Here is a 24,970-nt window from a genome sequence, read left to right on the forward strand (position 1 = left end):
TTAGGGAGGGAGGCATTTACATGGAATTGACAGGATGGAAAGGCGGCCTTTATCGCTATGGAAATTGGGCCATGAAATTGGCATGCCTCAATCTCCTGTGGCTCTCGGGGATTCTCATTGGAGTGGGTGCGGCTGGTATGTTTCCTTCTACCGTTGCGATGTTTTCTGTCGTCCGGAAATGGAATCAGAGCGGCGATCTTGACCTTCCTTTGATTTCGTATTTCAAAAAGGAATATCAAAGGGAATTCCTCAAATCTAATCTATATGGCTATGCATGGGTGGCGATAGGGCTCATCCTCTATGCGGACCTTCATTTCTTCCGCGGCATCCCTTCTTTAACGGGAATTCTATTTACGTTTTTCTTCTTTCTCTTGGGCGTTATTTATCTGGCAGCGTTGCTTTTTGCTTTCCCGGTTTATGTTCAATACGAACTTGGCATTTTTCAATACATAAGAAACGCAGTCTACATCGCGCTTTCGAATCCGCTCTATTCCATATTAATGGCTCTGGGACTTTATTTTCCATATTACTTGATGATGAAAATACCTGGACTCCTTCCTTTTTTTGGAGGGAGCTTGATTACCTTGCCTCTCATGCTGTTGTCGCTTCGCCTCTTTGAACTGATTGAAAAAAAGAATAAGGAGTAGGAAAAATTTTTCATTAAAAATCATTGAATTTTCTAATAATTTGTATTATTGTTACCTTATAAATACATGTTGTATACATGTATGGAAATTTCAGAAAATACATATGAGAGAGGAGAGTCGGTTTGTGGAAGCCAAGCCCAGGTCAGAACGAATGTCTTCTAATGCCGTTCATCATAAAATCAGCGCAGAAACAAAGTGGGGAAGTATCAGAAAGAAAATTTGGCGCGATCGATATTTGTACTTGCTTGTCTTGCAGGGTATTTTATTTTTCTTGATCTATCGTTATGTCCCGATGGCGGGTCTTTTACTAGCTTTTAAGGATTATAGTCCGTTCCGCGGCTTTGCCGACAGTCCATGGGTGGGGATGAAAAATTTCAAACTTATCTTTGAGGGGCCGGAAGTCATCCAGGTTATCTGGAATACGCTGCAAATTTCACTTCTTCAGATCATTTTTGCCTTCCCGATCTCCATTTTGCTTGCCTTGATGTTAAACGAATTGAGGAACCAGGTATATAAACGTTTCCTTCAATCCATTGTCTATATGCCCCATTTTCTATCATGGGTTGTTGTCGTCGGTATTACGGTCATCTTTTTGAGGAGCGAGGGTCTAGTAAACAATTTCATGGGTAAGTTCGGAATGGACCCGCTTCCCTTTCTTACCGACCCTGCCTGGTTCAAGCCACTTATTGTCATCCAGGTCATCTGGAAGGAATCAGGGTGGGGGACGATCATCTTTTTGGCAGCGCTTTCAGGGATCAGCCCGCATTTATATGAAGCTGCTGTAATGGACGGTGCAGGACGGTGGAGGCAGATTTGGCATATTACGCTTCCAGCGCTGAAGAGCACCATCATCATCCTGTTGATTCTCCGCCTGGGAAACGTCATGGACAACGGTTTTGAACAAATCTTCCTGATGCTCAATCCATTTAATATGGAGTCAGGAAATGTCCTTGATACATTCGTTTATTTTAAGGGGATTCAGCAGGCGAACTACAGTTTTGCGACAGCCGTGGGATTGTTTAAAGGGGCCATTGGTCTGGTGCTTGTAGTGTTGGCAAACAGACTGGCCAAACGGTTTGGAGAAGAAGGTTTATTTTAACTAGAAAGTGTGGGGATTGCTTTGTCTAAAACTTCACCCGGTGAAAAAGTTTTTAATGGAATCAATGGTATTTTACTTCTGATCATAGCAGCTAGTATGATTCTCCCTTTCCTTTATATATTTGCCGTCTCCTTTTCAAGCTTGAGCGATTTTTTGGAAAATGTTTTCTCCTTTGGCCGAAGGAATGGGTGACAGATGCTTATAAATACATACTGAGCTCCGATCCTTTCATCCACTCCATCTTCGTCACCATTTACATTACCGTGGTGGGGACGTTTGTCAATTTAATATTTACCTCGACAATGGCTTATGCATTGGCAAGAAAGATATACGGACAGCGGACGATCCTCTTCCTTGTGCTTTTTACTATGCTGTTTTCCGCGGGGATGATCCCAACCTATATGATTGTCAAAGCAACAGGATTGCTGAATACGTGGTGGTCTTTGATCATTCCGGTAGCCATCAGTCCGTTTAATTTAATTATCATGAGGCAATTTTTCATGGCAATCCCAGAAGAGCTTTCAGAAGCGGCGATCATTGACGGGGCAAATGATTGGCAGATATTCACGAGAGTCGTTTTGCCACTCTCGAAGCCTGCACTGGCTGCATTCGGCCTCTTTTATGCAGTCAGTCATTGGAATAGTTACTTTACCGGGGTTTTGTACTTGAGTGATCCTGCGAAATGGCCGATTCAGGTCATTTTGCGGCAAATCGTCATCGTAAATGAGCCAAATGCAGCTCTCGGATCACACGAGATGATGGAAGTGCTCCCCCCGCCTGAAACGGTACAGATGGCAGCTATTCTATTAGCTACCGTTCCTATATTGATTGTCTATCCATTTCTGCAAAAACATTTTGCTAAAGGAGTGATGCTTGGTTCCGTAAAGGGCTGATTGAGTGATGCTGTTTGCATGGTACAGTGTGTCAAATAAATATATGGAGGGGTTAATTTGAGAAAAAAACATTTGTTGGCTGGTTTTCTAAGTCTTTCCCTTAGTTTTTCATTGATTGGCTGCACCTCGGATGAAACAAAAGGAGACGCTGATAGTAAAGGAACTGACACTAAAACAGCAATGGACCCGTTCGATCATAGCAAAAAATATACAATTACCGGGATGACTTTCCGATATGGTGATCCGCCGCCAGCATCAAGCCCCGGTATCGATATGATCAATGAGCGATTCAATGTCGATTACAAACCTGAAATCATTCCTCAGGGTGATTATGCAGAAAAGTCTTCAGCCATTGTCGCCTCTGGCAGCATGCCAGATATGATCGGCTTCACTGCGGACGATAATCGATTCTATCAATGGGCGAAGGAAGGCGCTTTCCTCCCGCTGAATGATTACCTGAAAGAATATGAAACACTCTCCAAAATCCCTGATCATGTCTATGATTCTTTTAAAGTGAATGGCAAGATTTATGGGATTCCACGCTATTCAAACCCATATCCACTGACGCCGATCATTCGCAAGGATTGGCTGGATAATCTGGGATTGGAAATGCCGACGAACTACGAGGAATTGGAAAAGGTTGCGATTGCCTTTACAAAAGATGACCCTGATCAAAATGGAAAAGATGACACATATGGCCTTGCGGTTGGGGAAAATATAAATCCCAACTTCAATATGGGGGCCTATTGGGATGCCAGTGCCTGGTACCATAAAAACGACGACGGCGACTTCATTCCCGGGATGATTTCCGATGGGCGGAAAGGTTTGATTCAGTTCTTTGCCGACCTTTATAAAGAAGACGCTATGACAAAGGATTTCGCCGTACTGAATTGGGCAGATACAAATAATGAATTCTACTCAGGAAAAGCAGGAATCTTTGTCGGTGGTGTCGCTGGTATGAGCGAAGATTATTTAAGTGGATTGTTGAAAATCGATCCTAAAGCGAAGTTAGTGGCCATTCCGCCATTTAAAGCACCAGATGATTCTCAAGGGTTCACGATGGGCTCTGGGTATTCAGGGATCTTGGCCCTCAATGCCAAGCTGGAAGGCGACAAAGGGAAAATATATCGGACTTTGGAATTGGTGGACGCAGGTAAAAAGTTCTTCCCAGCCGATCAACGAAATCCGCAAAATCAAGACTTCGACTGGATGTGGGGCAAAGAAGGCAAAGGATATAATATGGAGAACGATTTGCCTGTCCGTGTACCGACTTTCTCTTCCGAAGGATTGGCGCCATCCACGTACTTCCTGGATAACAGAGAATATGTACCATCTGATGCAGATGTGCGCTATGCGGACGATTACAAGCTTCCTGAAATGAAGGAGCTGGTCAATTCCCTGCAGGATATGTTTAATGACAGCCATATGTATATCAATCCTTCCTATGGCGTCATTTCGAAAACTGAACAGGAAAAAGGAGCCGACCTGATGCAGTTCCTGACAAACGAACAAGCAAAAATGATAGCCGGCCAAAGACCAGTATCTGATTGGGATAAACTAGTCGACGAATACCTCAAGCGCGGTGGATCCGACATCATAAAAGAAATGAATCAAGGCATCAAAGACAAAGGGTATACAGATAGAAAGTGGGAATAGAAGGTGTTTAATAGGGGTATGCCCCCTAAAGTGAAGGGTGACAGGCACCATCCAGGAATTGGATGGTGCCTGTCACCCTTTCAATCACTATTTGTCGAAATACATTGAATTATCAAATTTTTTATGCGTATAATTATTATGTACTAGATAACATTTTTATTAGGGGGTAGAAAATGGCACAGCAAGGGAAATTTAAAAAAGAACTTAGTTTTCTCGATTTAACATTTCTGGGCTGCGGATCGATCATTGGCTCCGGCTGGTTGTACGGGGCAATGAATGGTGCCAAGCTCGCAGGTGCGCATTCTTGGATCTCTTGGGTGATCGGCGCAATCATTTTTATTTTATTAGGCCTCGTTTATGCAGAATTATCCGCTGCACTTCCGCGATCTGGCGGATTTCTTCGTTTTCCAGATTATACGCACGGTTCCATGGTTGGGTATCTCATCGGTTTTGCCTCTTTGCTCGGTTATACGAGTGTCATCGGGGTTGAAGTCATCGCGGTTCGAAGCTATGCCACCCATTATTGGGCAGCACTCTCGACGGCAGATGGCGGTCCGACAACCTTGGGTTTTATCGTACAAGCACTCTTAGTCCTCATCTTCTTCTTAATCAACTACTGGAGCGTCAACTTCTTTGGAAAAGTAAACACCTTTGTCACGTTCTTTAAATTTGTCGTACCAATCTTGATCATGGTTGTCTTATTCATGAATATGGATGTCAGCAACTTCCACGCTGGCGGCGCAGATCCGGGAGGCATTCACGGTGTCTTCAAAGCCGTGGTTGGCGCCGGGATTGCTTTCGCCTTCCTTGGTTTCCGGCAGTCGGTCGACTTTGCCGCGGAAGCACGAAATCCACAAAGGGACATCCCGTGGTCGATCATCATCTCGATCGCTCTTTGTCTAGTGCTTTATGTATTGCTGCAATTAGCCTTTATCGGCGCGGTTCCTGCAGATGTCGTGGCTGCAGGCTGGTCAAGCCTCGACTATTCTTCCCCGTGGGCTGATTTGGCGCAGACATTGGGCATCATCTGGCTTGCCAATCTTGTCTTGATTGATTCGGCGATTTCACCTGCTGCGACGGGGAACATCTTCCTTTCCGGTACAGCGCGCGTCATGTTCGCTTGGGCGAAAAACGGATATTTTTATTCCATTTTCCGCAAGGTCGATCCAAGAACAGGTCTTCCGCGCGGCGCATTATGGCTGGCACTGATCCTTGGAATCGCGTGGACGCTTCCGGCTCAGTTCCAGGTATGGAGCGGTCTCGTTGGCGCTGTTACAGCTGCCTTTGTTTTCACGTACATGACCGGGCCGATTTCCGCAGCATCACTACGGAAAACGAATCCGGAACTTAAACGTCCATTCTATTTAAAAGGAATGGGCATCGTATCACCGTTAGCCTTCATCGCAGCATCTTTCATTGCGTATTGGAGCGGCTGGGACGTTGTGAAATTGCTCGTCCTCATGCTTGTCGGCTCGCTCGTGCTTTACTTTGCTTTCGTCGATAAAGATGAAAAACTGCGGGCAACTTTAAAAGAGGACTTCAGAGCATGTCTATGGATGTTCGGGTACTATGCATTCATGCTGATCATGTCCTATATCGGTTCATTTGGTCCAACGAATGATGCCGGCGAAAAACCGCACCAGCTCATCAGCGGCCCTTGGGATACACTCGTCGTGGCTATCGGTTCCTTGGTCATCTACTACTGGGGTGTGAATACATCCTTGAAGAAAGCTAGAATTACCGAGGAAGAGGAAGTAGAAGAATAAAAAAGAAATCACCGTCCTGGTCGGACGGTGATTTTTTAAGGAATCAGGCTGTTTTAGGGTTCGGGCCATATTTATTTTCGCCATCCTGGCTGCTCTGACAAAAGAAAATGATTAAGACAATGATTCCAACAATCGGAATCAGGGCAACCAACAACCACCAACCGCTTTTTCCCGTATCATGCAGTCGGCGCAAGCTTACTCCAAGTGCTGGGAGCAAAGTAGCAAGATAGTAGATCCCCTTCAGGTATGGATCGATATCTGCGAAATATTCTATCGTTGCAAGAATGAATATTATAATTTGATTAATCAGCAAATACATCCAATATTCCTTCCGTCTAGCCCTCCCTTGAAATCCAACATAATTTTTCAATACTTTCAAATACCATTCCATGAAATATCCCCCCGGATGAAATGTATTGCGATGAACACAATCTTTAACATCCTATCATATAATTTCCTTGCGTCTGAAATTTTTCTAGTAAAATATTATTTTGATGAGCCCTTCATATCATACTTACACAATTGAAGTTGATTTACTTATGGACAAGCTTCTATTCCAGAAAATGTGATGAATACGAAAGGTTTATTTGATTCGCAGTTATATAAATATAACAAACCACCGTCCTAGTTAGAGCGGTGGTTTGTTAATAGGGTATTACCTATGTAAATATGGTCTGTGTCACACTTTAGGATTCGGGCCATACTTATTTGCTCCATCTTGGCTGTCCTGGCAAAAGAATATTAGCAGAACGATTAATCCGACAATCGGTATGATGGCGATCAATAACCACCATGCACTTTTTCCAGTATCATGCAGTCTGCGAAAACTGACTGCGAGTCCTGGGATCAAAACAGCCAAGGAATACAGACCTAATATTATGGAAGGAAGATCTGCAGCATGCTGTAAAGCAGTAAGAATGAGTACAATGATTTCGTTTATCAAAGCATACATCCAATATTCCTTGCGTCTAGCCCTTCCTTGAAATCCAACATAATTTTGCAATACTTTTAAATACCATTGCATGTAATGTCCCCCCGGATGAAATTAATTTTGAAAAACACAACCTTTAATATTTTACCATATAATTCCTGTTATCTTGAGTTTTTCTAGTGAAATATTTTTCATGATCCTCCATCTTACATATACGCCAATTTAAGGTAATTTGCACATGAACAAGATTCCTTTCCAAAAAATGTGATAGAATACGAAAGGTTTATTTGATATGCAGTTTTATAAATATAACAAACTGCTAATTTCATCTAAGAAAAATACATAATGGGAGTTGGAAAGGAAAATGGGTCGATTATCAAAATCTTTACGTATGTTGATGGCAACGGCTGCAACTGCGGCAATTGTTGCGGTGGCTACAGCACCTGCTGCTGCGGCTTCGTTCAGCGATGTTTCCGATCGCTATGAAGAAGCAGTTGGCTATTTAGTAAATGACGGGGTTACCAATGGTTTGACAGATTCAAGCTTTGGGGTTTCTCAGCAAATCAAACGGGCAGATGCTGCCGTGATGATTGCCAGAGCGCTGGATTTAGAGTCCAAAGATGCCCCAGATGCAGGATTTACAGATGTCCCTCAGCGTGCGCAGTCAGCGGTTAACAGCTTGAGGCAAGAGGGAATCATCAATGGGAAAACGGCGTCGAGCTTTGGTGCAAATGACAAATTAACACGAGGCGAAATGGCCATTATTTTAACTCGTGCCTATCATTTTGGAGGCACTGGGGAAGTTCCCTTCACAGATGTGAACTCACGCTATATGGATTATGTCAAAGCGCTTGTTGCCAATGGGATTACGAAAGGTAAAACTGAAACGCAATTTGGAACAGGTCAGAAAATTACACGTGGGGAATTCGCCCTTTTTATATACCGGTCTGAAAAATCAATTGAACCTAAAGTGATCAATGTCAGCAGCTTAGAGGATATGAGCGTGACAGAAGGGGAAAAAGTCAATCTTCCTGGTAAAATAGAAGTGACTCTCGAGGACAATACGAAAGCCCAAAAGGAAGTTGTTTGGGATGAGGCAGATTTCAGCAAGGCTGGCGAATACATAGTAAAAGGGGATGTGGCCGATTCTGATCTGCAAGCTAAAATTAAAGTGGTTATAAAGGAGTCAGAGGCTACCCTGGCTGTGAAAAAAGCAGATGAAGCGATTGCTGCTTTGCCAACAGAAATTACATTGGAAAATGAAGATGTGGTGAAAGAAGCAAGGTCTTTCGTTGATGCGGCTTATCAGCTAAATGATCAAGCGGATATTGAAGGAATCGCTGTTTTGGAAAAAGCAGAATCTATGATAGCGTTCTTGCATGCAAAGGAAGATGCGGAGAATGCAATCGCAGCACTTCCGGCGTCCATCACGCTTGCAGAAAAAGCTGCAGTCGATGCAGCACGCACGAAGGTGGAAGCTGTTTACAATTTGGATAAAAATGCAGATGTAGAAGGAATTGCAATTCTTAAAAAAGCAGAAGACGCATTAGCCTTACTTGAAGCAAAGGAAATGGCAGAAAAGGCAATTGCAGGTCTTCCTGAGATCGTGACGTTAAACGAACAAAACGCGGTGAAAACAGCCCGTGTAAAAGTTGACGACGTGTTGAACATGGATTCTTCCGTTTCAATTGAAGGAATCGATAAGCTTGAGGCAGCCGAACAAGAGATTCACAGACTTTTGGTGGAAAGTGCTGTAGTGAGATTAAATACTTCTGGAAAAAAATTAAAAACCAATAAAACGTATCAGCTGACTTCGACCGTAACACCAGATGAAGTTTCTGATTTGGCTGTAGCTTGGAGTTCCGATAACCCCAACGTTGCAACCGTAGATCAAAATGGCGTGGTGAAAACGATCAGCGAAGGTGAAGCAACCATTACAGCCCAGCTTGAAAAGGGACATACGGCGGTCTGCCAAATCACTGTCAGCAACAAACCAGATTTAAGCTTCAACACGTATGCATCCATGACCATCAATGGTGTCATCAATGGAGTCAACACCTCCTTTTACAACTTGAGCGAGGATACCATTCAAGTGGAAAAAGTTGAAGTGTATGAAGGTTCTACAAAAAGAGCAGAGTTTTCTGCACAAAATATGCAGGACAGTGGAATTACAACTGAAATCCCTGCCTACCAACAATTTGGAATGAGCATTTCGTTCAAACTCGGCCTCTGGGCAACAAGCGAGAACTATGTGAAATACACCATTAGCGTCGGCGACGATACGTATGAGTATATTTCTAACATAAATAATTAAGTTGATTGTGAAAAACCTCAATCCGTAAATGGGTTGAGGTTTTTTTTGTGGATAGTTCGCGGCTGTATTAATGGATAGGTTATATTGTTTTCTTAATCATTTTCCCGTATCTCGAAACAACTGCCCCGCTATCCCAGGATCGACGGCTCTTGGATTGGCGTGCTTTCAACGTATCTTCCTGCAGCAGCGTCCCAAAGTTATTGGTCGGCAACAAGGGCAACCCATGCTTCGCACACAATCTATCCAGGTAGGGCCTCATTTTTGATGTATCCTGGGAGTTGCTTCCATGTCCATGGGCGTAGAGGACACTGGCGATCGGGAGTTTTTTAATGTTAAAAGATTTATAGACTCTTAAGAAGAAATCCCAGTCCCAGTAATTGTTTATCTCAGGATCGAAGCTGCCGATGACTTCATGGATCTTCTTCCGGTATATTGTCCCGGAAGGTACATAGGTTGAGTAGGTCTTCATATCATCGATGGTGTAGTCATAGGCAAAGAGTCTGTGATGAAAGGGTTGTCGGCCAAATTCCTCTACCGTAAATTCAAACATCTCTGCATCAGTATGGACAAAGTCCGCTTCACCGGCATCGAGAACTTTTACGCATTCTTCGATATGATGCGGCAGCAGCATGTCATCGTCATCGCATAGCAAAATATAGTTCCCACTGGCTGCGTGGACGCCTTCATTCCGGGCGACAACATGACCCAGCTTTCTATCGGGCTGGATGAGTTTTAGATTCAACTCGGGATAGAGCTCCTTAATAAAATCTACTTTCTCCCCAAAATCATTAACAATGATGATTTCCAATTGTTTATACGTTTGACGGAAGAGGCTTTCCACAAGCTCACACAAAAACATTCCCCGGTTAAAGGTAGGGATGATTACGCTTACTAAAATATTCATAAATATTTCTCCTGTGTAGGTATAATTAACCATTAACTATTATAGTGGATATTTTGGTTAATATGTCTGTATTTTTGCAGAAAGAGGAGAGCCTCCACATAATCTATTACTCTATAAATAATTTTCCTTTGTTTTTCTTCAAGTGTTCCTTCGCCCCATTCCGCCATTTCTTCACCGCAGAAATGGAGACGCCTTCTTTCTCTGCGATATCTTTGGCCGTCATTCCGTAGAGGAAGGTGTAAAGGACCCATTTTGTCTGGTTTTCGGTCAGTTTGGTGCAATAGGAAAGAAGGGTGTCTCGGTCATTTAGTGCGACACTGAACATTTGATGGTCGTTTTCGATGTTCTCCCAGTATTCTTCCTTGGCGTAGGTGAAGGTTTCCTCTCTTTTTACGGAAGATTTGAGTTCCTCTGTCATTGCTCCCTTGATGTTGATGTAAGCATAGCTGGTGAAGCTTCCTTTTGAAGGGTCCATCTTTTCATAAGCCTTCCACAATCCGATCAGCCCTAGTTGATAGAACTCATCTTTGTTTTTGTACAGGTTGAGTGAATGGACGATTTTGTGGATCATCGGTTCATATTGCTTTTGTATTTCTTCAAAACTGGTCATGCTCCGAACCTTTCGGGAACGGCCGGCCTTCCAGGTAATCCAATTGGTTGTGTTTACTATAATCATTGGGGGAGGAATGCTTCAAAGTTTGGAAATTTAAAAATCTTGTAGGGAAAATTTAATTATCAAGGCTGGTTTTTTAATTTTCTATACATTAAAATTAGAAAATTCTGCAAAATTAGACTTATTTCACGGGAAATAATGTATAATAAGCGGGAAGGAGGGGGATTTATGGAGAAAAAACCTTATTTGGTTTCGCAAAACACGATGGCCCTGGAGCCGATTTATCATGAAGTGTTTCGGACGAAGATTTATGATGTGCAAGGAATTTATTATTCGACCTTAACGTCCATGGAGTTGCTGGAAGCTGCCTGTTTGGAGAGGGGATCAGATTACTCAGGCAGAATCAAGGCAGTCCGGAGAAAGCTTGGTTATCTGAAGAAGACACCTCTGATGATTTCCCGCCATGAAATGATCTACGCGTTCCCCACAAAATCACCTGAAGACTATGACAACGTATGGATTTTTCATCGTCATATTCAATCATTTCAAGCACTTCGAAGAAAAGTTGTTGCCGTTGTCTTTGCAAACGAAATGACCATAGAAGTGAACTGTTCTTCCTACACCTTTCAGACGCAGCGTGAGAAAACGGCGCAATGCCTATGCCACTTCTCATCGCCGCCATTCACAAAACTCCACTCATCTCAGAAATCCAATCCTGTTAATACATAAAAGTTAAATATGAAGGAAGAGGATCTGGGAGATGAGAACAAACCCAGATCTTTTTGATTTTTCGACTGTAGTCGAGTTTAATCAAACGTTTGATTAAATTCGCAAGGAAGATTGAAGTATCAGGATAATTTAAAAGGTGACAGGCACCATCCATTTTCTGGATGGTGCCTGTCACCTTTTTCGTCACTTTTTTAGTGCACGGTCGTATTCGAGAGGGTTGCGTATAGTTCCAGGGCTTCAGAAACGTTGTAGTTTTTGTGGACGATGCCGTTGATGGCGCGGATCATGGCCTCTGGATGTTGGGATTGCCAGATGTTCCGCCCCATGTCGACGCCTGCTGCTCCTTGTTTCATTGCGTTGTAGGTAAGGTCGAGTGCATCTTTGATTGTGTTGAGCTTCGGTCCGCCCGCGATGACGATCGGGACGGGGCAGGTGCTGGTGACTTTTTCGAAGTCGTCACAGTAATAGGTTTTGACAATGTCAGCTCCCATTTCGGCTGCAATCCGTGAGGCGAGTGCAAGGAATCTGGCATCGCGCTTTTCCAATTCTTTTCCGACTGCGGTGATGGCGAGCACAGGGATCCCGTAGTCGTGTGCATCGGTGACCACATTGGCCAGGTTGTTGACGGTTTGGGTTTCGTAGTCCGATCCGACGAAAATCGAGACGCCGACACCGACGACATTGTGGCGGATGGCTTCCTTGACCGGTGTTACGATATGCTCGTTGGCCAGGTCGTTCAGGACGCTCGGACCGCCTGAGACACGCAGCAGCATTGGTTTATCTACATCGGCCGGGATGCAGGCATCGAGCGATCCACGTGTGACGAATAGTGAATCCGTATGCGGGAGAAGCTTTTTGACGGTTTCACCCGGCTTTTCCAATCCATGGACAGGACCGAGGAAATAGCCGTGGTCAATGGCAAGCATGACGGCCTTTCCATTCGGCAAGATTTGGTTCATTCTATTTTTAAATCCCCAATTCATGGTTCTTCACTCCTTGATTTTTGGATTTTCGACAATGACGGAATCCCGTTCGTTTATATGAGGTGACTTGATGAATACAGCTTTGAAGTCAACCGTGTTCGTATTTTTTAGATAATGAGCTTCCATCGGCCTGACTTGGAGCATATCGCCCGCTTTGACATGAACGGGATTGCCGTCTATATAAATATCAATTTCACCTTCAAGGATGTAGAAGATTTCTTCGCAGGTTGTATGATAGTGATTGTCGTGGTCATCGCCTGGTTTTAAAAGAACAACGCCAACATCGACGTTTGGTCCTTTCGTTAAGTATTTCGGGCCGTGTGTACCGTAGCGGTATTCAACGTCCTTTTCACTGACATGGATCATACCTTTCACCTCCTCTCAAATGGATATTCCCGGTGCGATCCACATGTGGCGGGTCTTGCCTGAATCTGCGAGCTTCAGCTGCTCGGCGTAGACGCTGCGCCAGTTTTCATAGATTGCTAGATATTGTTGATGATGGTCCTCGTTTGGCTGATGGACTCTTTCCCATTTCACAAGCTCGGCAACCGCCGTTTCAAGATCCGGATAGAGGCCGACTGCGATTCCTGCCATGATTGCAGTTCCGAGCGCCGCCGCTTCTTTTTCGACAGGGACCTTTACCGGGATCCCCAGTACGTCTGCGAGCGTTTGACTCCATAGCTTTCCTTTCGACCCTCCGCCGGCAAAAATGGCTTCCTGCGGGTAATGGCCGGTGACATCCTCGACGATTTTTAAGTTTCCGTAAGTGATGAGTGCGGCATTTTCCTGGATCGATTTAAACAGTTCTTTTTTGCCGGTTTTAGCGGCATCTAAAGTAAGGTTCAAAAAGGAGGGGGCTGCATGGCGCCATGACATGTAATCCATCACATCTGAAAAAATTGGGATGATGCCGTTGGAACCGATCGGCACATCCTTTGCTTTCTCCTCCAAAATTTCGTAAGCATCACGACCGGTTCTCGCCGCTTCCAGCATTTCCGTTTCACAGAAGGCATCGCGGAACCATCTCATGACGAGGCCAGGGAAAAAGGCGATCGTTTCGATTTGCCAAAGGTCCGGGATGGCATGGCAGTTGACACGGATGCGGTTTTTCGGATCAACGACAGGCTCTTTGATATTGATTTCCTGCTGCCAGAAGCTTCCTCCGCAAATAAAGGTTTGACCGTCCTTAATGGCGCCGACCCCGATAGAAGCCATTTGGGCATCGCCGCCTCCGCTGATGACAGGCGTTCCTTTTGAAAGACCAGTCGCAGCTGCCATCGATTCAGAGATGGTACCCAATAGCTGGCCGGCTTCATTGACAGGTGGGAAAATATTGTTCTTTAAGTCGCAAGCCTCTGCAATCACCGGAGTCCACGTCCGGGTTTTTAAATCAAAAATACCGGTGGTGCAGCCATTGGATGGATCGACTTGAAGCATATTTGTCAGTTTATAAAGGATCCAATCGTTGATCATCGTCATATAGGCAGTCTTTTCATAGAGGTCAGGCTGATTCTTTTTAAGCCAAAGAAGTCTTGGCAGGGCACCAAGGGCAAAGGTCTGGCCCGACTGTTCGTAAAGTTTCTTTTCCAAATCGGGGTCGATGCTTTTTAGCTCCTTCGCTTCGGCGGCAGCTCGGGAATCCACATTGGCACAAGCCCATATTTCCTTTCCGCTGTGGTCATACAGAACAAAGCCTTCACGCATACTAGTGGCACTGACGGCTTTAATCGCTGTCGGGTCTACACCGGATTTATTCAGAACTTGAGAAATACAAGTGTTGACCAGCTCCCAGTTTTTCTCTACATCAAAATTCATCGATCCTGGAAAGCGCGGGTCTTCGATGTGGGTCCATTCGAATTGGGACGCGGCCACCTGGTTTCCATTTTTATCGAAAAGCAGTGCCCTGACGCTGCCGGTGCCCGCATCAAAGACGAGAATATACTCCATTTCGTTTCTCCTCCTTTTTTGAAAAAATCCTTTATCTGCACTGCAAGTGATGGAGAAATCCCGCCAAGTGAAGGAATCAACTCCGTAAGTGATGGAGAAATCCCCCCAAGTGAGGGAATCAACTCCGTAAGTGATGGAGAAATTCCCCCAAATGAGGGAATCATCTCAGCAAGTGATGGAAAAAATCCCGCCAAGTGAAGGAATTAGCTCCGCAAGTGATGGAGAACTTCCACCAAGTGAAGGAATCAACTCCACAAGTGAAGGAGAAATCCCGCCAAGTGATGGAATCATCTCTGCAAGTGATGGAAAAATCCCGCCAAGTGAAGGAATCAACTCAGTAAGTGATGGAGAAATTCCCCAAATGAGGGAATCATCTCCGCAAGTGAAGGAATCATCTCTGCAAGTGAGGGAATCATCTCCACAAGTGATGGAGAAAATCCGCCAAGTGAAGGAATCAACTCCACAAGTGATGGAAAAATTCCGCCAAGTGAAGGAATCATCTCTGCAAGTGATGGAAAAATCCCACAAAGTGAGGGAATCAACTCCGTAAGTGATGGAGAAATCCAGAAACATAACATAATGAGTGCCGCTAAAAGCAGAAACCAGCAAATTTTCACGACGCATTAAGGGGAATCCGGGGTGAAATGCTAATCCAGCTTTTTTATTAAAGCTTTGGCTGTTTCTTCATCCGTGATGATCGTGTTGAGGTAGCCTCCTTTAAGTGCGCCGTAGATGGCATCGATCTTTTTCGGACCTCCGGCAACGCCGATGACGTTGTTCAGGTCTTTCAATGTACTGATGTTGGTGCCGATGAGCCGCTCGTGATGCGGCAGGTCAAGCGGTTCGCCATCGGCATCGAAGAATTGGCCTAGTATGTCGCCGACGGCATTTTGGTTTTTGATGTAGACCAATTCATTCAGGGTCATTTTTTCTTCCTTTATGATGGTGGAGGTTTTGGATAGTCCCCCGATTCCGACGACGACGTGATGGGAAAGGCTGGCGAGGTCAAGGATGTCCTTGACTGACGGCTCGGATAGCATATTGGCAGCCATTTCTTTGGTTGAGGCCAAAAATGGTGCAGGAATCACGTGGATGCCGCCTTTGAATTTATCGAGTCCGCCTTCCAATGAATGATCCCGTTTCTGGAAGTAATAGTTCACGCCGCCGGTCAGAGTGACCATGGAGACTGTAATGGACGGATCGATCGTCAAGGATTCGATCGTCCGGGATACGGCTTCTCCCCAGCCAAAACCGATCAATTCATGATTGGCGATGGTGTTTTCCATATATTGTGCGGCCGCTTTTGCCAAGGAGCGGCTAAGGTCATGCTTGGGTGTCGGGATGACAAAGGCGTTGGAAATAGCAAAGGCATCCATCAGCGTGTGTTCGATTTCCAAGCAATTCACGCCGTCTCCTTTAATGTGAAATTGGACGATATTTTCTGCCCTTGCCCGGTCGAGCAGGCGGACGACTTTATTTCTAGATAGGTGAAGGAGATCGGAAATTTCAGTTTGGGTCAAATTATCTTTGTAGTAGTACCAGGCGACCTTGATCAGCAGGTTTTGAGTAAAAATATCTTTGCTTGTCAATTCCATCCAACCTCTCAACAAATAATCGGGGGCTCAACAAATGTTTCATTTTGAGCCGATAGGAAGGGCTCTCGATCATGATGAGAGCTGCTTCTAAATATTTGGATAATTCAGCATATGTGTGTCGGGGAGGGAATATACTTCAGTAAATATTTACTATGTAAGCGCTTTAATGAAAGGGTGTTCATTTTTCAAGGGGTAAACAAAAGTTCACGGGTGAATGAAATGTTCAAAATCAGGTGGGTTGGTGATCAAAATGAACAACGAACTGATTCGTATCCGGCAGATATATAAGCAATTTTCGAACCACACTGTTTTAAAAGGCATTGATCTGACCCTGCATAAAGGGGAGGTGTTTGCCATTGTCGGGGGAAACGGTGCGGGGAAATCGACCTTGATGAAAATCATCACGGGCCTGTACCGTCCCGATGAAGGAGAAATGATGGTGGAAGGGAAGGACGTTTCTTTTCAAAAGCCAGCCGATGCGCATAAGCACGGGATTTACTTGGTTCCGCAGGAGCCGTTGATCTTTCCCAACATGACGATTCGCGAAAATATTACGATCGGATTAAAGGAGTCAAAAGCAGAATGTACAAAGCGAATCAACGATTATCTGTCGCTGCTTGGATGGAAGCTGGATCTGGGAAGGAAGGGATTGACGCTTTCAATCGCTGAGCAGCAGCTTGTGGAGCTTCTAAGGGGATTGGTCCGGAACGCCAAGATCCTGATTTTGGATGAACCGACATCAACCCTGACCTTCAGTGAAATCCATTCTTTATTCGCCACGATTAAAAAGTTGACGAGTGAAGGGTTGGGTGTGTTTTATATCACCCACCGGCTGACGGAAATCTTTGAACTGGCTGATGCGGTTGCAGTTCTAAGGGATGGCATTATTTCTTCCATGGGAAAGGTGAAATCCTACACCCATGAAAAACTATTGGAAGGCCTGCTCCCTGAAAAGAACGCAGAGGTAGGGGCAGCTTCGATTGAACCGTTGGATTTGAATGCAAGCCGGGCCGTTTCGGTGGTGGACCGGACGAAACCGATACTTACTGTAAAAAATTTATGTGGAAATCGGTTTGATCAGATTTGCTTTGAGCTTTTTCCGGGAGAAATCCTTGGAATTGCAGGAGTGGTCGGCGCTGGGAGGACCGAACTTGCATCCTCTATCTTCGGCTTGTCGTCGTGGGAATCAGGGGAAGTTTTACTCGATCAGGAAAACATCCATAAGCTTTCGATCAGGGGACGCATTAACCGGGGACTCGTGTATGTGCCTGAGGATCGCTATCAGCACGGAATTTTCTCAATCGGTTCGATCAAAATGAATATCACCTCTACCACGCTGCAGCGGAATAAAGGATTTTTTCTTCCTTTTAAAAAAGAAAAAGCAGCGGCATCGCGGGCGATCGAACGCTTGAAGGTCGCTGCCACTGGACAGCATCAGTTATTGAGTCAGTTGTCCGGCGGCAATCAACAAAAAGTGGTTTTGTCCAAATACCTTGAAGCAGGTCCAAAAGTGATGATGTTGGATGAACCGACCAGAGGGATCGATGCGGGTGCGCGTGGAGATATCTACCAAATCATCGATGATTTGAGGGATCGGGGGCTCGCCGTTATCCTGATTTCGTCAGATATGGAGGAAATCGTCCAGCTGTGCGACAGGGTGCTCGTGATGCATGAAGGCAAAGTGGCATCATCCTTGGATAAAAAGGAGTTAACGGTGGATTCGCTGACTTCTGCAGCATTTGGAATCCAAAAGGAGTTGAAGGTCCAATGAACATTCTGGCGAGGATCATGAAAGGTAGGGAAGCATCGATTGTCATCCTCATCATTGCGTTTATCGCCATCGTCGGATCCATCAACAGCAAGTTTGTCGAAGGCAACAGCCTTCTTTTGCTTCTGAGCAGCAGCATTATCTTATTTATCCTGGCAATCGGTCAATCGTTCGTGCTTCTGACGGCTGAAATCGATGTCTCGGTCGGATCGACAATGGGATTGTGTGCAGCGATTTGCGGCCTCCTTTTGACCGGCGGAATGTCCGTCTGGCCCGTTGTCCTGATTGTTCTGCTAGTCGGCGCAGCGGCAGGTTTGTTTAATGGGTTCGGCGTTGCTTATTTAAAAATACCGGCGATTATTATGACCCTCGGGACGCTGGGGATTTTACGCGGGTTGATGATCATTACGACGGGCGGAAAATGGATCGAGGATATCCCTAACTTTTTCAAAAAACTTTCGACCGAGTCCTTCCTTGGGCTGCCGATTCCAATATGGATTGGGCTGATCCTTGTGGCTGCGGCATATTTGATGCTCAGGCTGACGCGATTTGGGCGCTATTTTTATGCAGTCGGCGATAATGCCGATGGCGCCCGGCTGATTGGGATTCCAGTCGCGAAGGTGAAGATGATCGCATTTATGCTCTCGGGTATTTCAGCTTCGATTGCGGCGATGGTTTTCGTGATGAATATCGGTTTCATCCCGAATCAAACAGGAAACGGGATGGAGCTCCAGGTCATTGCCGCGGCCGTTGTTGGCGGGGTGAGCTTGAATGGTGGACTCGGCACGGTTTGGGGCGCTGGGCTGGGGGCGATTTTTTTGACGGCGATCAATAGCTCCCTCATATATTTGAAGATCCCTGCCTATTGGAATAATGCGATTTCGGGTCTTTTATTGCTGGTCATCGTCATCAGCAATTCTAAATTCCAAGATTATTTGAGAAATGCTCCATTCAAGCGAACAGCTTTTGTGAAAGGGGGGATGGGAAAAGATGAAAAAGCAGATCAATCTTCTGCTTAGGTGGGAAATGGCTTTGGTTTTGTTTCTGATTGTTGAAATCATTTTTTTCAGTATGATGAATCCGCAATTCCTGAATGTCACAAATCTCATTTTCAGTATGAATGACTATGTCTATATAGGCTTGGCTGCCATACCGATGACGTTTGTGATCATTACTGGCGGCATCGATGTCTCCGTTGGCTCTGTCATCGGGCTGACGTCGATTTCAATCGGCGTTCTTTGGACAAATGGTATGGAGGTTTGGCTCGCGGTATTGATCGCCGTTGCCATCAGTGCATGTGCCGGGGCAGTCAATGGAGGGATTATTGCATATAGCAATGTCCAGCCGCTCGTTGTCACGCTCGGTACGATGTTTCTTTTTTCCGGAATTGCCTTGGTCATTTCCGGTGGGAACAGCGCATCCGGTTATGAAGGGATCAGCGGTTTCCCCGATGCGTTTGTGCAGCTGGCGAATGGCCTCACCTTTGGCCTTCCGAATCCCCTCTATTTCTTGATATTTTTCTTGCTTCTGTTTGCGGTAATCTTGAGCCTCACACGTTACGGCAGGCAGGTGTTCCTGGTTGGGATCAATATGAAAGCAGCGGTCTACAGTGGGATCAGGGCAAAATTCATTTTGATTTGGGCTTACGTACTGGCTGGTGTGGGAGGTGGTATCAGCGGTGTCATCCTGACCTCCTACTTCAGTTCTGCCCGCGCGGATTTAGGGGCTGAAGCGGTCCTTCCGGTCATCACTGCCGTCGTGCTTGGCGGGACCAGCATCACTGGAGGAAAAGGAACGGTTCTAGGAACTGGCATTGCCAGCGTCGTGATCGGCATGATGCAATACGGTCTGCAAATGATGAGCATGACCAGCCAGGAAACAAGCGTTGTCGTCGGTTTTATCCTGATCATTGCGGTTCTGCTTCGGTTAGCGAAGTGGAATAATATTCGGTCATTCGTTAAATTTCGATCTCATGCTGAATGATTTTTTGGAAATAAGAGCGTCAAAATATTAGGCAGACATGAAACAACAAAAAGGGGAGTGTAGACGTATGAGAAAATCGGCTATGATAAAGCTGTTTGTCCTTATCGTATCGGCATTCTTGGTGCTTTCTGCGTGCAGCAGCGGGGAAAAGGGGTCAGGGGAGAAAGGAAGCAATAAGAAAGACGTCAAATTGGCGTTCATTCCGAAATTGACGGGAGTCGGATTCTTCACGTCAGGGGGTGAAGGCGCAAAGGAAATGGGGAAAAAGCTTGGGGTTGAGTTGACGTATGATGGGCCGTCCGAAGCTTCTGTCGCAGGACAGGTGAAATACATCAACAACTTCGTCAACCAAGGCTATAAGGCAATCATGATTTCATCTACCTCGGTCGACGGACTGAATCAAGCGCTGGACCGTGCGAAACAGCGCGGCGTCAAGGTGTTGACGTGGGATTCTGATGTGAATCCAGAGCACCGCTCCTTTTATATCGACCAGGGGACGCCTGAACAGCTGGGCGGCATGCTCGTCGATATGACCGCTGATCAGATTCCGGATCAAGCAAAAGTCGCGTTCTTCTACTCAAGTCCAACCGTCACCGATCAAAACCAATGGGTAAAAGCGGCAAAGGCGAAAATTCAAGCCGAGCATCCTGGCTGGGAAATCGTAACGACGCAATATGGTGAGAACGATGCGCAAAAATCGTTGACGGTCGGTCAAAATATATTGAAAACATATCCAGATATCAACGCCGTCATCTGCCCGGATGCCACAGCATTACCGGCCATGGCCCAAGCGGCTGAGAACCTGAATATGAATGGAAAGGTAGCGATTACCGGATTCTCCACGCCGAATGTCATGAGGGATTTCGTGAAACGCGGCACCGTTAAGCAATTCGGTCTCTGGGATGTAAAAAAACAAGGCGCACTTGCTGCCTATGTCGCCTATCAAATGACGGTGGAAGGAAAGGATCTGAAAGTCGGCGATGAGTTCGATGTTCCGGATATCGGGCATGTCAAAATCGAGCCGAATACGATTCAAGGCTATGACTACACCGATCCGCACAGCGGCATCATTCTGCTGCCGGAACGAGTGGTGTTCACGAAAGATAATATCGATGATTATGATTTTTAAAAGTTAGAATTAAGTTTGATGGAGGAAAAGCTGCCTTATAGGGCGGTTTTTCTTTTTGTTTGGCTGTTTTATAATGATTGTTTTTAAAACAGTTAAATGCATCATAGGGTGGTGTTGGAAAGGAATGTGAGGGACTCCGGAGGGCTCAAAACCTGCCTCTCGGAAAGTGAGCATCCTTCTGCGGAAAACAACAATGCTCATTCCTTAATAATAGAAGCAAACTGTACGAAATGGACCTTGTGTTTAGAGAGTGTTTGGGAAATGGGATCAAATTAAAAAGAAGGCTGAAAGCAGCCCAAAGTAGTGGGAAGAAGACATGAATCGACAATAATGATCATTCATCAAACGTTTGATTAAAATGATGTAGATAGTTGATGTAAATGAAATTTTTAGAAAAGGGAAGTGAAAAGTTTGTCGAAGGTAGGCGTGGTTATGGAAGGCTGCCTGTTGGTTTTAAAGAGCGTTGGACCATCTGGATTAGGGACCTAAGTTCGATTTTGCTATTAATCTTGAGATATGACATGAGCCAGCCAGGCAAAATGTTCGATCATGACAAATACATAAAGAAATAAGCTAAAAATGGTAAGACACGGATATATGGTTTTGCCTGCAGCTTTGTCACAAGAGCAAGTAAGAGGATGGGAAGTGCTATTTTAATGAAATAGAAACTTGTGATGCTTGAGTTGTAAAGAACATACATGAGGGGGGGGTTCGTGGATATAGTTTGTTTTTAATTTTGTTCTTAATAAAGAATAATTCGTTATTCTATATGATGTACCCTCTTTTTATAAAAATCACTTTATATTATTCATTTTGGTCAAATGGGTTCTGAGGTAAACGTGATGGGGAAGAGAAAGGGTGAGCACCATCTATTATCCACCATAGCGATTTAAAATTGGATTGAACGAGAAACACTCTGGTGTCTTCAATCTCAATAAATGAGTTTCTATAAAACTCCTAGTATGAATTTTTTGTACAAAAGGGCGGGATGTAAAAATTTTGTATTATGTTATTATGAAAATACGGTTGGTTAATTTGGAATAGGATGGGTTTATTAATATATTATGTATTAAAGTGGAAAAATTAGGAGTCTTTTAATCCACGGTGTATCTATTATTCTTAAAGTTATATCTTTTACAGAAAATCGTACTATTCATCATGTAATCAAGGTTTAGATAACTCATACGCTATAATAATACAAAAACATACAAATAATTACAATGATACCCTTAAATGGTAATAAAATACTATTCAGGAAGAGGGATGCTTAATGAGTACTTTTAGGAAAAAAATGGGTAAAATCGGAGTGACGGCAGTCATGGGGTTAGGGATTTTAGCGACTGCAAACTTTGCGCATGCGTCTAACGACAATGTACCATACAGTTTTACCCTAAAACCAAATTATGCAAACAGTTATACCACTTCAAGGTATCGTCAAACGAGTAATACGAGCAACAAATTTAAAGTGAATTTAGCTTATTCTTCTGAAGGCTCTGGCACATATGCGACTTTCTGGTTGGATAAGAGTGGGACTAGGGTCTCTGATGTTCATGATGTGAAGCAAGGATCAGGCAATCATTACTATACACCGTTCAGCACGGCAAATCAGTCATATGTAAGGCTAGGGGCAGAAAACAATAATTATTCCGCCAGCAGCTACTCAGTAAGCGGTTATTGGGACGAGGAAATCAATTAATTTAGAAGAAACAAAAGTGATATGCATTTATCACTTTTGTTTCTTTTCTCTTGACCGTAGGACATAAATCATAGATTGGGAGACATGTTATGTTTAAAAGCCATATTATCAGAATTTCCAAAAATAGAATAAGCATGCTTGCTTTTTTGCTTATCCTGTTCATTCCATTTATTGAAATTATTCAATTACTTACATATCAACAGAACTCTGCTGAGGTCTATCACCCCGCTTTTGCTTTCTTTTTATCAGGGTCCAGTATCGGCCATGCGCCTCAAATTTTATTATTCTGGTTTTTGCCTATTTTCTTATTGCTTTTGGGTGCAGATGATGCAATTCAAGATCGGCAAACAGGTTATAGGAATATTCTCATCAGCAAGGTAGGAAGGAAGAGGTACTTTTCCGAAAAACTTACTACTTCTTTTATTTTATCAGCTGGTGCGATGGGTGCTTCTCTCCTCTTGAATTTTCTTTTAACAGCCATTATTTTTGCGGGTGGAACATTTTCAAAAGGGCTGTTGGATATCAATGACAGCGGCAATACCCTTTTTGAACTGAGCATTGGCCATCCATATGCGGCCATCGCTTGTTTTGCTGTCTTAGTCTGTATCATTGCAGGCCTTATTGGGATGGTGGGGGCAAGTGCCAGCCTGTTTTTCGGCGATAAAAAATATGCTTATACAGCTGCCTTCTTTATATGGTTCCTATTAGTTCTGAAAAAGAATTCAATCATGTTTCTCTTCCAACCATTCGCAGAGTATGGTTTTCATGTACTGATTCCAATCCTCATGTTAGCAGTTTTCGTCTTCGTTACAATTCCTTTATTAGTCTATGTGTACGGAGTAAAGTTCAATGAAGATTAAACGATTGTGCTTACTAATAGGTATGCTTGCCTTCTTTACGATTGTATGGGTTGTGCAAAGCTCAAATGCTTTAAGTGTCAACTTCATTAAGGTCACACATTTACCGCAAGACCAAATAGTTCTTCTGCTTAATAATAGTGCCTTTGGTTATAGTTCGATTCAAGCATATACATTGTTTTATGCTATTCCTTTTCTGATTTTGTTCAATCACTTTTTTCTGCCCAACCAAATTGAAAAAATCATTCGGGGACAATCCAGGGCACTCCTATACAGACAGAGGGCAATTCGGGTTTTGTTCATTTCTTTTATATTTTCAATGGCTCATACGATAGTGAATCTCGCTTTGATGCCAGTCTACATAGAATACACTGTCTTGAATGAATTAAGCTTTCCGATGATAGCTGTCCTGAATACATTCGGCCTGTTTTTCTTTTATTCATTTATCGGCCTGATCTACGGAGTTGTGGAGGATGTTGTAAAATCAAGTGTTTTTTCACTGTTTGTGGTGATGCTGCTTATTGGCAGTTTATATTTCATTGATAAGCTGGGGCTTAATCAAGCTTGGGGCCCTCTAAAAGATTTAGTTATCTACACGAAATACCTTGAGCATGAGTGGACCCTGGGAAATGTTTTTTATACATATATGAGACAAGTAATGATGGTCATTTTCATGTTCATGATTGGATCGGCAGTTTATCAAAGAAAGGATTTCATTTCATGATTCGCAGAAAAGGTATGTTTATATTGGTCCTTTTAGTTATGGTGATGCAGGCTTTCTTGATAAATAAATTCAATTTGCTGCACACAAGACTTCCGGTCTTAGATGGAGTGCCAGTGGTGCCTTCCGCTGGAATGGAATACAGGTATTTATTGAATTGGTACTTGCCTGTCATAGGGATAAGTTTTTACTTCTCAGGTTATTTAAGTCAAATGATGACGGTGTATGGAACCCCTTTTTTTATTCGTAATTATAGTAAGTTTCGATGGGTGCTCAAGCAATACTATTCGATCGCTCTTTCGCTGCTGCTGTTTGTTGTCATTCAGATGTTGATTGGGCTGGTTTGGGAGCACTCTGCTGGGATTCAGTGGATGTCCGCCTTAAAGATGACTTTCATCTATTATTTAACATTGCTTGTCCTCATCAGTTTCCAAACCTTTTTGGACCTGTTTGTTCAATCAGAACTATCCGTAGTGCTGGTTAACTTATACTTGGTATTCTCTGTTTTAGGTTTTAGATGGTTATCTTCATTGGATGAATCTATTAATCTTACTTATTTGCTTATACCGAATTATGGAATGGGATTTAAAAATGGGTTGTCAAAAGTAACTGAATTCCAGACGGACTACATTCCTTTTCTAAACGGATCATACGTGTTAATACTCATTTTGATTCTAGTCATTCTTGGATCAGTCATGAAAATCAATAAAAAAGAATTAATATAAAACAATGAGGTGGT

The 24,970-nt window shown here is 44.0% G+C and carries 23 protein-coding genes and 1 pseudogene; 16 read left to right on the forward strand and 8 right to left on the reverse strand.

What is annotated here, in order from left to right:
• Positions 1 to 20 precede the first annotated feature (20 nt).
• The 5 genes and pseudogenes from D9X91_RS12830 to D9X91_RS12850 all read left to right on the forward strand — a co-directional run bounded on the left by D9X91_RS12830 (position 21) and on the right by D9X91_RS12850 (position 6,061).
• Positions 21 to 647, forward strand: coding sequence for a YesL family protein (locus tag D9X91_RS12830; RefSeq protein ID WP_121681029.1), 627 nt, complete (start codon positions 21 to 23; stop codon positions 645 to 647).
• A 151-nt stretch (positions 648 to 798) separates the two neighbouring features.
• Positions 799 to 1,746, forward strand: coding sequence for an ABC transporter permease (locus D9X91_RS12835; protein ID WP_121681078.1), 948 nt, complete (start codon positions 799 to 801; stop codon positions 1,744 to 1,746).
• Positions 1,747 to 1,767: 21 nt separating this feature from the next.
• Positions 1,768 to 2,639: pseudogene (locus tag D9X91_RS12840) on the forward strand (carbohydrate ABC transporter permease).
• 57 nt (positions 2,640 to 2,696) lie between these two features.
• The gene (locus tag D9X91_RS12845; RefSeq protein WP_121681030.1) at positions 2,697 to 4,295 is read left to right on the forward strand and encodes an extracellular solute-binding protein; all 1,599 of its coding nucleotides are present in this window, start codon (positions 2,697 to 2,699) and stop codon (positions 4,293 to 4,295) included.
• A gap of 173 nt (positions 4,296 to 4,468) precedes the next feature.
• Entirely contained in the window at positions 4,469 to 6,061 is a 1,593-nt protein-coding gene (locus D9X91_RS12850; RefSeq protein ID WP_121681031.1) for an APC family permease, read from the forward strand.
• 43 nt (positions 6,062 to 6,104) lie between these two features.
• Here the strand turns inward: D9X91_RS12850 and D9X91_RS12855 are convergent, their stop codons facing one another.
• On the reverse strand, positions 6,105 to 6,452 hold the full coding sequence (locus tag D9X91_RS12855; protein ID WP_121681032.1) for a DUF805 domain-containing protein: 348 nt from the start codon (positions 6,450 to 6,452) through the stop codon (positions 6,105 to 6,107).
• Positions 6,453 to 6,740: 288 nt separating this feature from the next.
• Positions 6,741 to 7,085: a DUF805 domain-containing protein gene (locus tag D9X91_RS12860; RefSeq protein ID WP_121681033.1), complete on the reverse strand. Its 345-nt coding sequence runs from the start codon at positions 7,083 to 7,085 to the stop codon at positions 6,741 to 6,743.
• Between the two features lie 271 nt (positions 7,086 to 7,356).
• On the opposite strand from D9X91_RS12860, the gene D9X91_RS12865 reads away from it, so the two are divergent.
• Positions 7,357 to 9,306: an S-layer homology domain-containing protein gene (locus tag D9X91_RS12865; RefSeq protein ID WP_121681034.1), complete on the forward strand. Its 1,950-nt coding sequence runs from the start codon at positions 7,357 to 7,359 to the stop codon at positions 9,304 to 9,306.
• Positions 9,307 to 9,385: 79 nt separating this feature from the next.
• Here D9X91_RS12865 and D9X91_RS12870 read toward each other — a convergent pair whose 3' ends face one another.
• Together D9X91_RS12870 and D9X91_RS12875 are read right to left on the reverse strand one after the other, a co-directional pair.
• The gene (locus D9X91_RS12870) at positions 9,386 to 10,210 is read right to left on the reverse strand and encodes a glycosyltransferase family 2 protein (RefSeq protein ID WP_121681035.1); all 825 of its coding nucleotides are present in this window, start codon (positions 10,208 to 10,210) and stop codon (positions 9,386 to 9,388) included.
• Positions 10,211 to 10,316: 106 nt separating this feature from the next.
• A complete protein-coding gene (locus tag D9X91_RS12875) occupies positions 10,317 to 10,820 on the reverse strand; it encodes a sigma-70 family RNA polymerase sigma factor (RefSeq protein WP_121681036.1) in 504 nt (167 codons plus the stop codon).
• A 231-nt stretch (positions 10,821 to 11,051) separates the two neighbouring features.
• Here D9X91_RS12875 and D9X91_RS12880 point away from each other — a divergent pair, with 231 nt between their 5' ends.
• On the forward strand, positions 11,052 to 11,552 hold the full coding sequence (locus tag D9X91_RS12880) for a competence protein ComK (protein WP_158598314.1): 501 nt from the start codon (positions 11,052 to 11,054) through the stop codon (positions 11,550 to 11,552).
• Between the two features lie 191 nt (positions 11,553 to 11,743).
• On the opposite strand, the gene lsrF is transcribed toward D9X91_RS12880, so the two are convergent.
• From lsrF to lsrK, 3 genes are read right to left on the reverse strand one after another with little or no spacing between them, the layout of a single operon-like run.
• The gene (lsrF, locus tag D9X91_RS12885) at positions 11,744 to 12,535 is read right to left on the reverse strand and encodes a 3-hydroxy-5-phosphonooxypentane-2,4-dione thiolase (protein WP_121681038.1); all 792 of its coding nucleotides are present in this window, start codon (positions 12,533 to 12,535) and stop codon (positions 11,744 to 11,746) included.
• 6 nt (positions 12,536 to 12,541) lie between these two features.
• Positions 12,542 to 12,901 carry a cupin domain-containing protein gene (locus tag D9X91_RS12890; RefSeq protein WP_121681039.1) on the reverse strand — a complete coding sequence of 120 codons (360 nt, stop codon included), beginning with the start codon at positions 12,899 to 12,901 and terminating at the stop codon, positions 12,542 to 12,544.
• Positions 12,902 to 12,916: 15 nt separating this feature from the next.
• Positions 12,917 to 14,482 carry an autoinducer-2 kinase gene (gene lsrK, locus D9X91_RS12895; RefSeq protein ID WP_121681040.1) on the reverse strand — a complete coding sequence of 522 codons (1,566 nt, stop codon included), beginning with the start codon at positions 14,480 to 14,482 and terminating at the stop codon, positions 12,917 to 12,919.
• A 151-nt stretch (positions 14,483 to 14,633) separates the two neighbouring features.
• On the opposite strand from lsrK, the gene D9X91_RS12900 reads away from it, so the two are divergent.
• Entirely contained in the window at positions 14,634 to 15,032 is a 399-nt protein-coding gene (locus tag D9X91_RS12900) for a hypothetical protein (RefSeq protein ID WP_121681041.1), read from the forward strand.
• A 97-nt stretch (positions 15,033 to 15,129) separates the two neighbouring features.
• Here D9X91_RS12900 and D9X91_RS12905 read toward each other — a convergent pair whose 3' ends face one another.
• Complete coding sequence (locus D9X91_RS12905) at positions 15,130 to 16,077, reverse strand: sugar-binding transcriptional regulator (protein WP_121681042.1); 948 nt, start codon at positions 16,075 to 16,077, stop codon at positions 15,130 to 15,132.
• A gap of 250 nt (positions 16,078 to 16,327) precedes the next feature.
• Here D9X91_RS12905 and D9X91_RS12910 point away from each other — a divergent pair, with 250 nt between their 5' ends.
• The 8 genes from D9X91_RS12910 to D9X91_RS12950 all read left to right on the forward strand — a co-directional run bounded on the left by D9X91_RS12910 (position 16,328) and on the right by D9X91_RS12950 (position 24,956).
• On the forward strand, positions 16,328 to 17,848 hold the full coding sequence (locus tag D9X91_RS12910; protein ID WP_121681079.1) for a sugar ABC transporter ATP-binding protein: 1,521 nt from the start codon (positions 16,328 to 16,330) through the stop codon (positions 17,846 to 17,848).
• 5 nt (positions 17,849 to 17,853) lie between these two features.
• Positions 17,854 to 18,864: an ABC transporter permease subunit gene (locus D9X91_RS12915; protein WP_121681080.1), complete on the forward strand. Its 1,011-nt coding sequence runs from the start codon at positions 17,854 to 17,856 to the stop codon at positions 18,862 to 18,864.
• Positions 18,836 to 19,828, forward strand: coding sequence for an ABC transporter permease (locus tag D9X91_RS12920; protein ID WP_121681043.1), 993 nt, complete (start codon positions 18,836 to 18,838; stop codon positions 19,826 to 19,828). Before D9X91_RS12915 ends, D9X91_RS12920 begins: the two co-directional genes overlap by 29 nt.
• Before the next feature lie 82 nt (positions 19,829 to 19,910).
• Complete coding sequence (gene lsrB, locus D9X91_RS12925; protein WP_121681081.1) at positions 19,911 to 20,957, forward strand: autoinducer 2 ABC transporter substrate-binding protein LsrB; 1,047 nt, start codon at positions 19,911 to 19,913, stop codon at positions 20,955 to 20,957.
• Positions 20,958 to 22,227: 1,270 nt separating this feature from the next.
• The gene (locus D9X91_RS12935; RefSeq protein ID WP_121681045.1) at positions 22,228 to 22,653 is read left to right on the forward strand and encodes a DUF2712 domain-containing protein; all 426 of its coding nucleotides are present in this window, start codon (positions 22,228 to 22,230) and stop codon (positions 22,651 to 22,653) included.
• Between the two features lie 89 nt (positions 22,654 to 22,742).
• Positions 22,743 to 23,513 carry a DUF2705 family protein gene (locus tag D9X91_RS12940; protein WP_121681046.1) on the forward strand — a complete coding sequence of 257 codons (771 nt, stop codon included), beginning with the start codon at positions 22,743 to 22,745 and terminating at the stop codon, positions 23,511 to 23,513.
• The gene (locus D9X91_RS12945; RefSeq protein WP_121681047.1) at positions 23,503 to 24,234 is read left to right on the forward strand and encodes a WxPxxD family membrane protein; all 732 of its coding nucleotides are present in this window, start codon (positions 23,503 to 23,505) and stop codon (positions 24,232 to 24,234) included. Before D9X91_RS12940 ends, D9X91_RS12945 begins: the two co-directional genes overlap by 11 nt.
• On the forward strand, positions 24,231 to 24,956 hold the full coding sequence (locus tag D9X91_RS12950) for a DUF2705 family protein (protein WP_121681048.1): 726 nt from the start codon (positions 24,231 to 24,233) through the stop codon (positions 24,954 to 24,956). Before D9X91_RS12945 ends, D9X91_RS12950 begins: the two co-directional genes overlap by 4 nt.
• Positions 24,957 to 24,970: the final 14 nt, after the last annotated feature.

Source organism: Falsibacillus albus (assembly GCF_003668575.1).
Taxonomy (GTDB): domain Bacteria; phylum Bacillota; class Bacilli; order Bacillales; family DSM-25281; genus Falsibacillus; species Falsibacillus albus.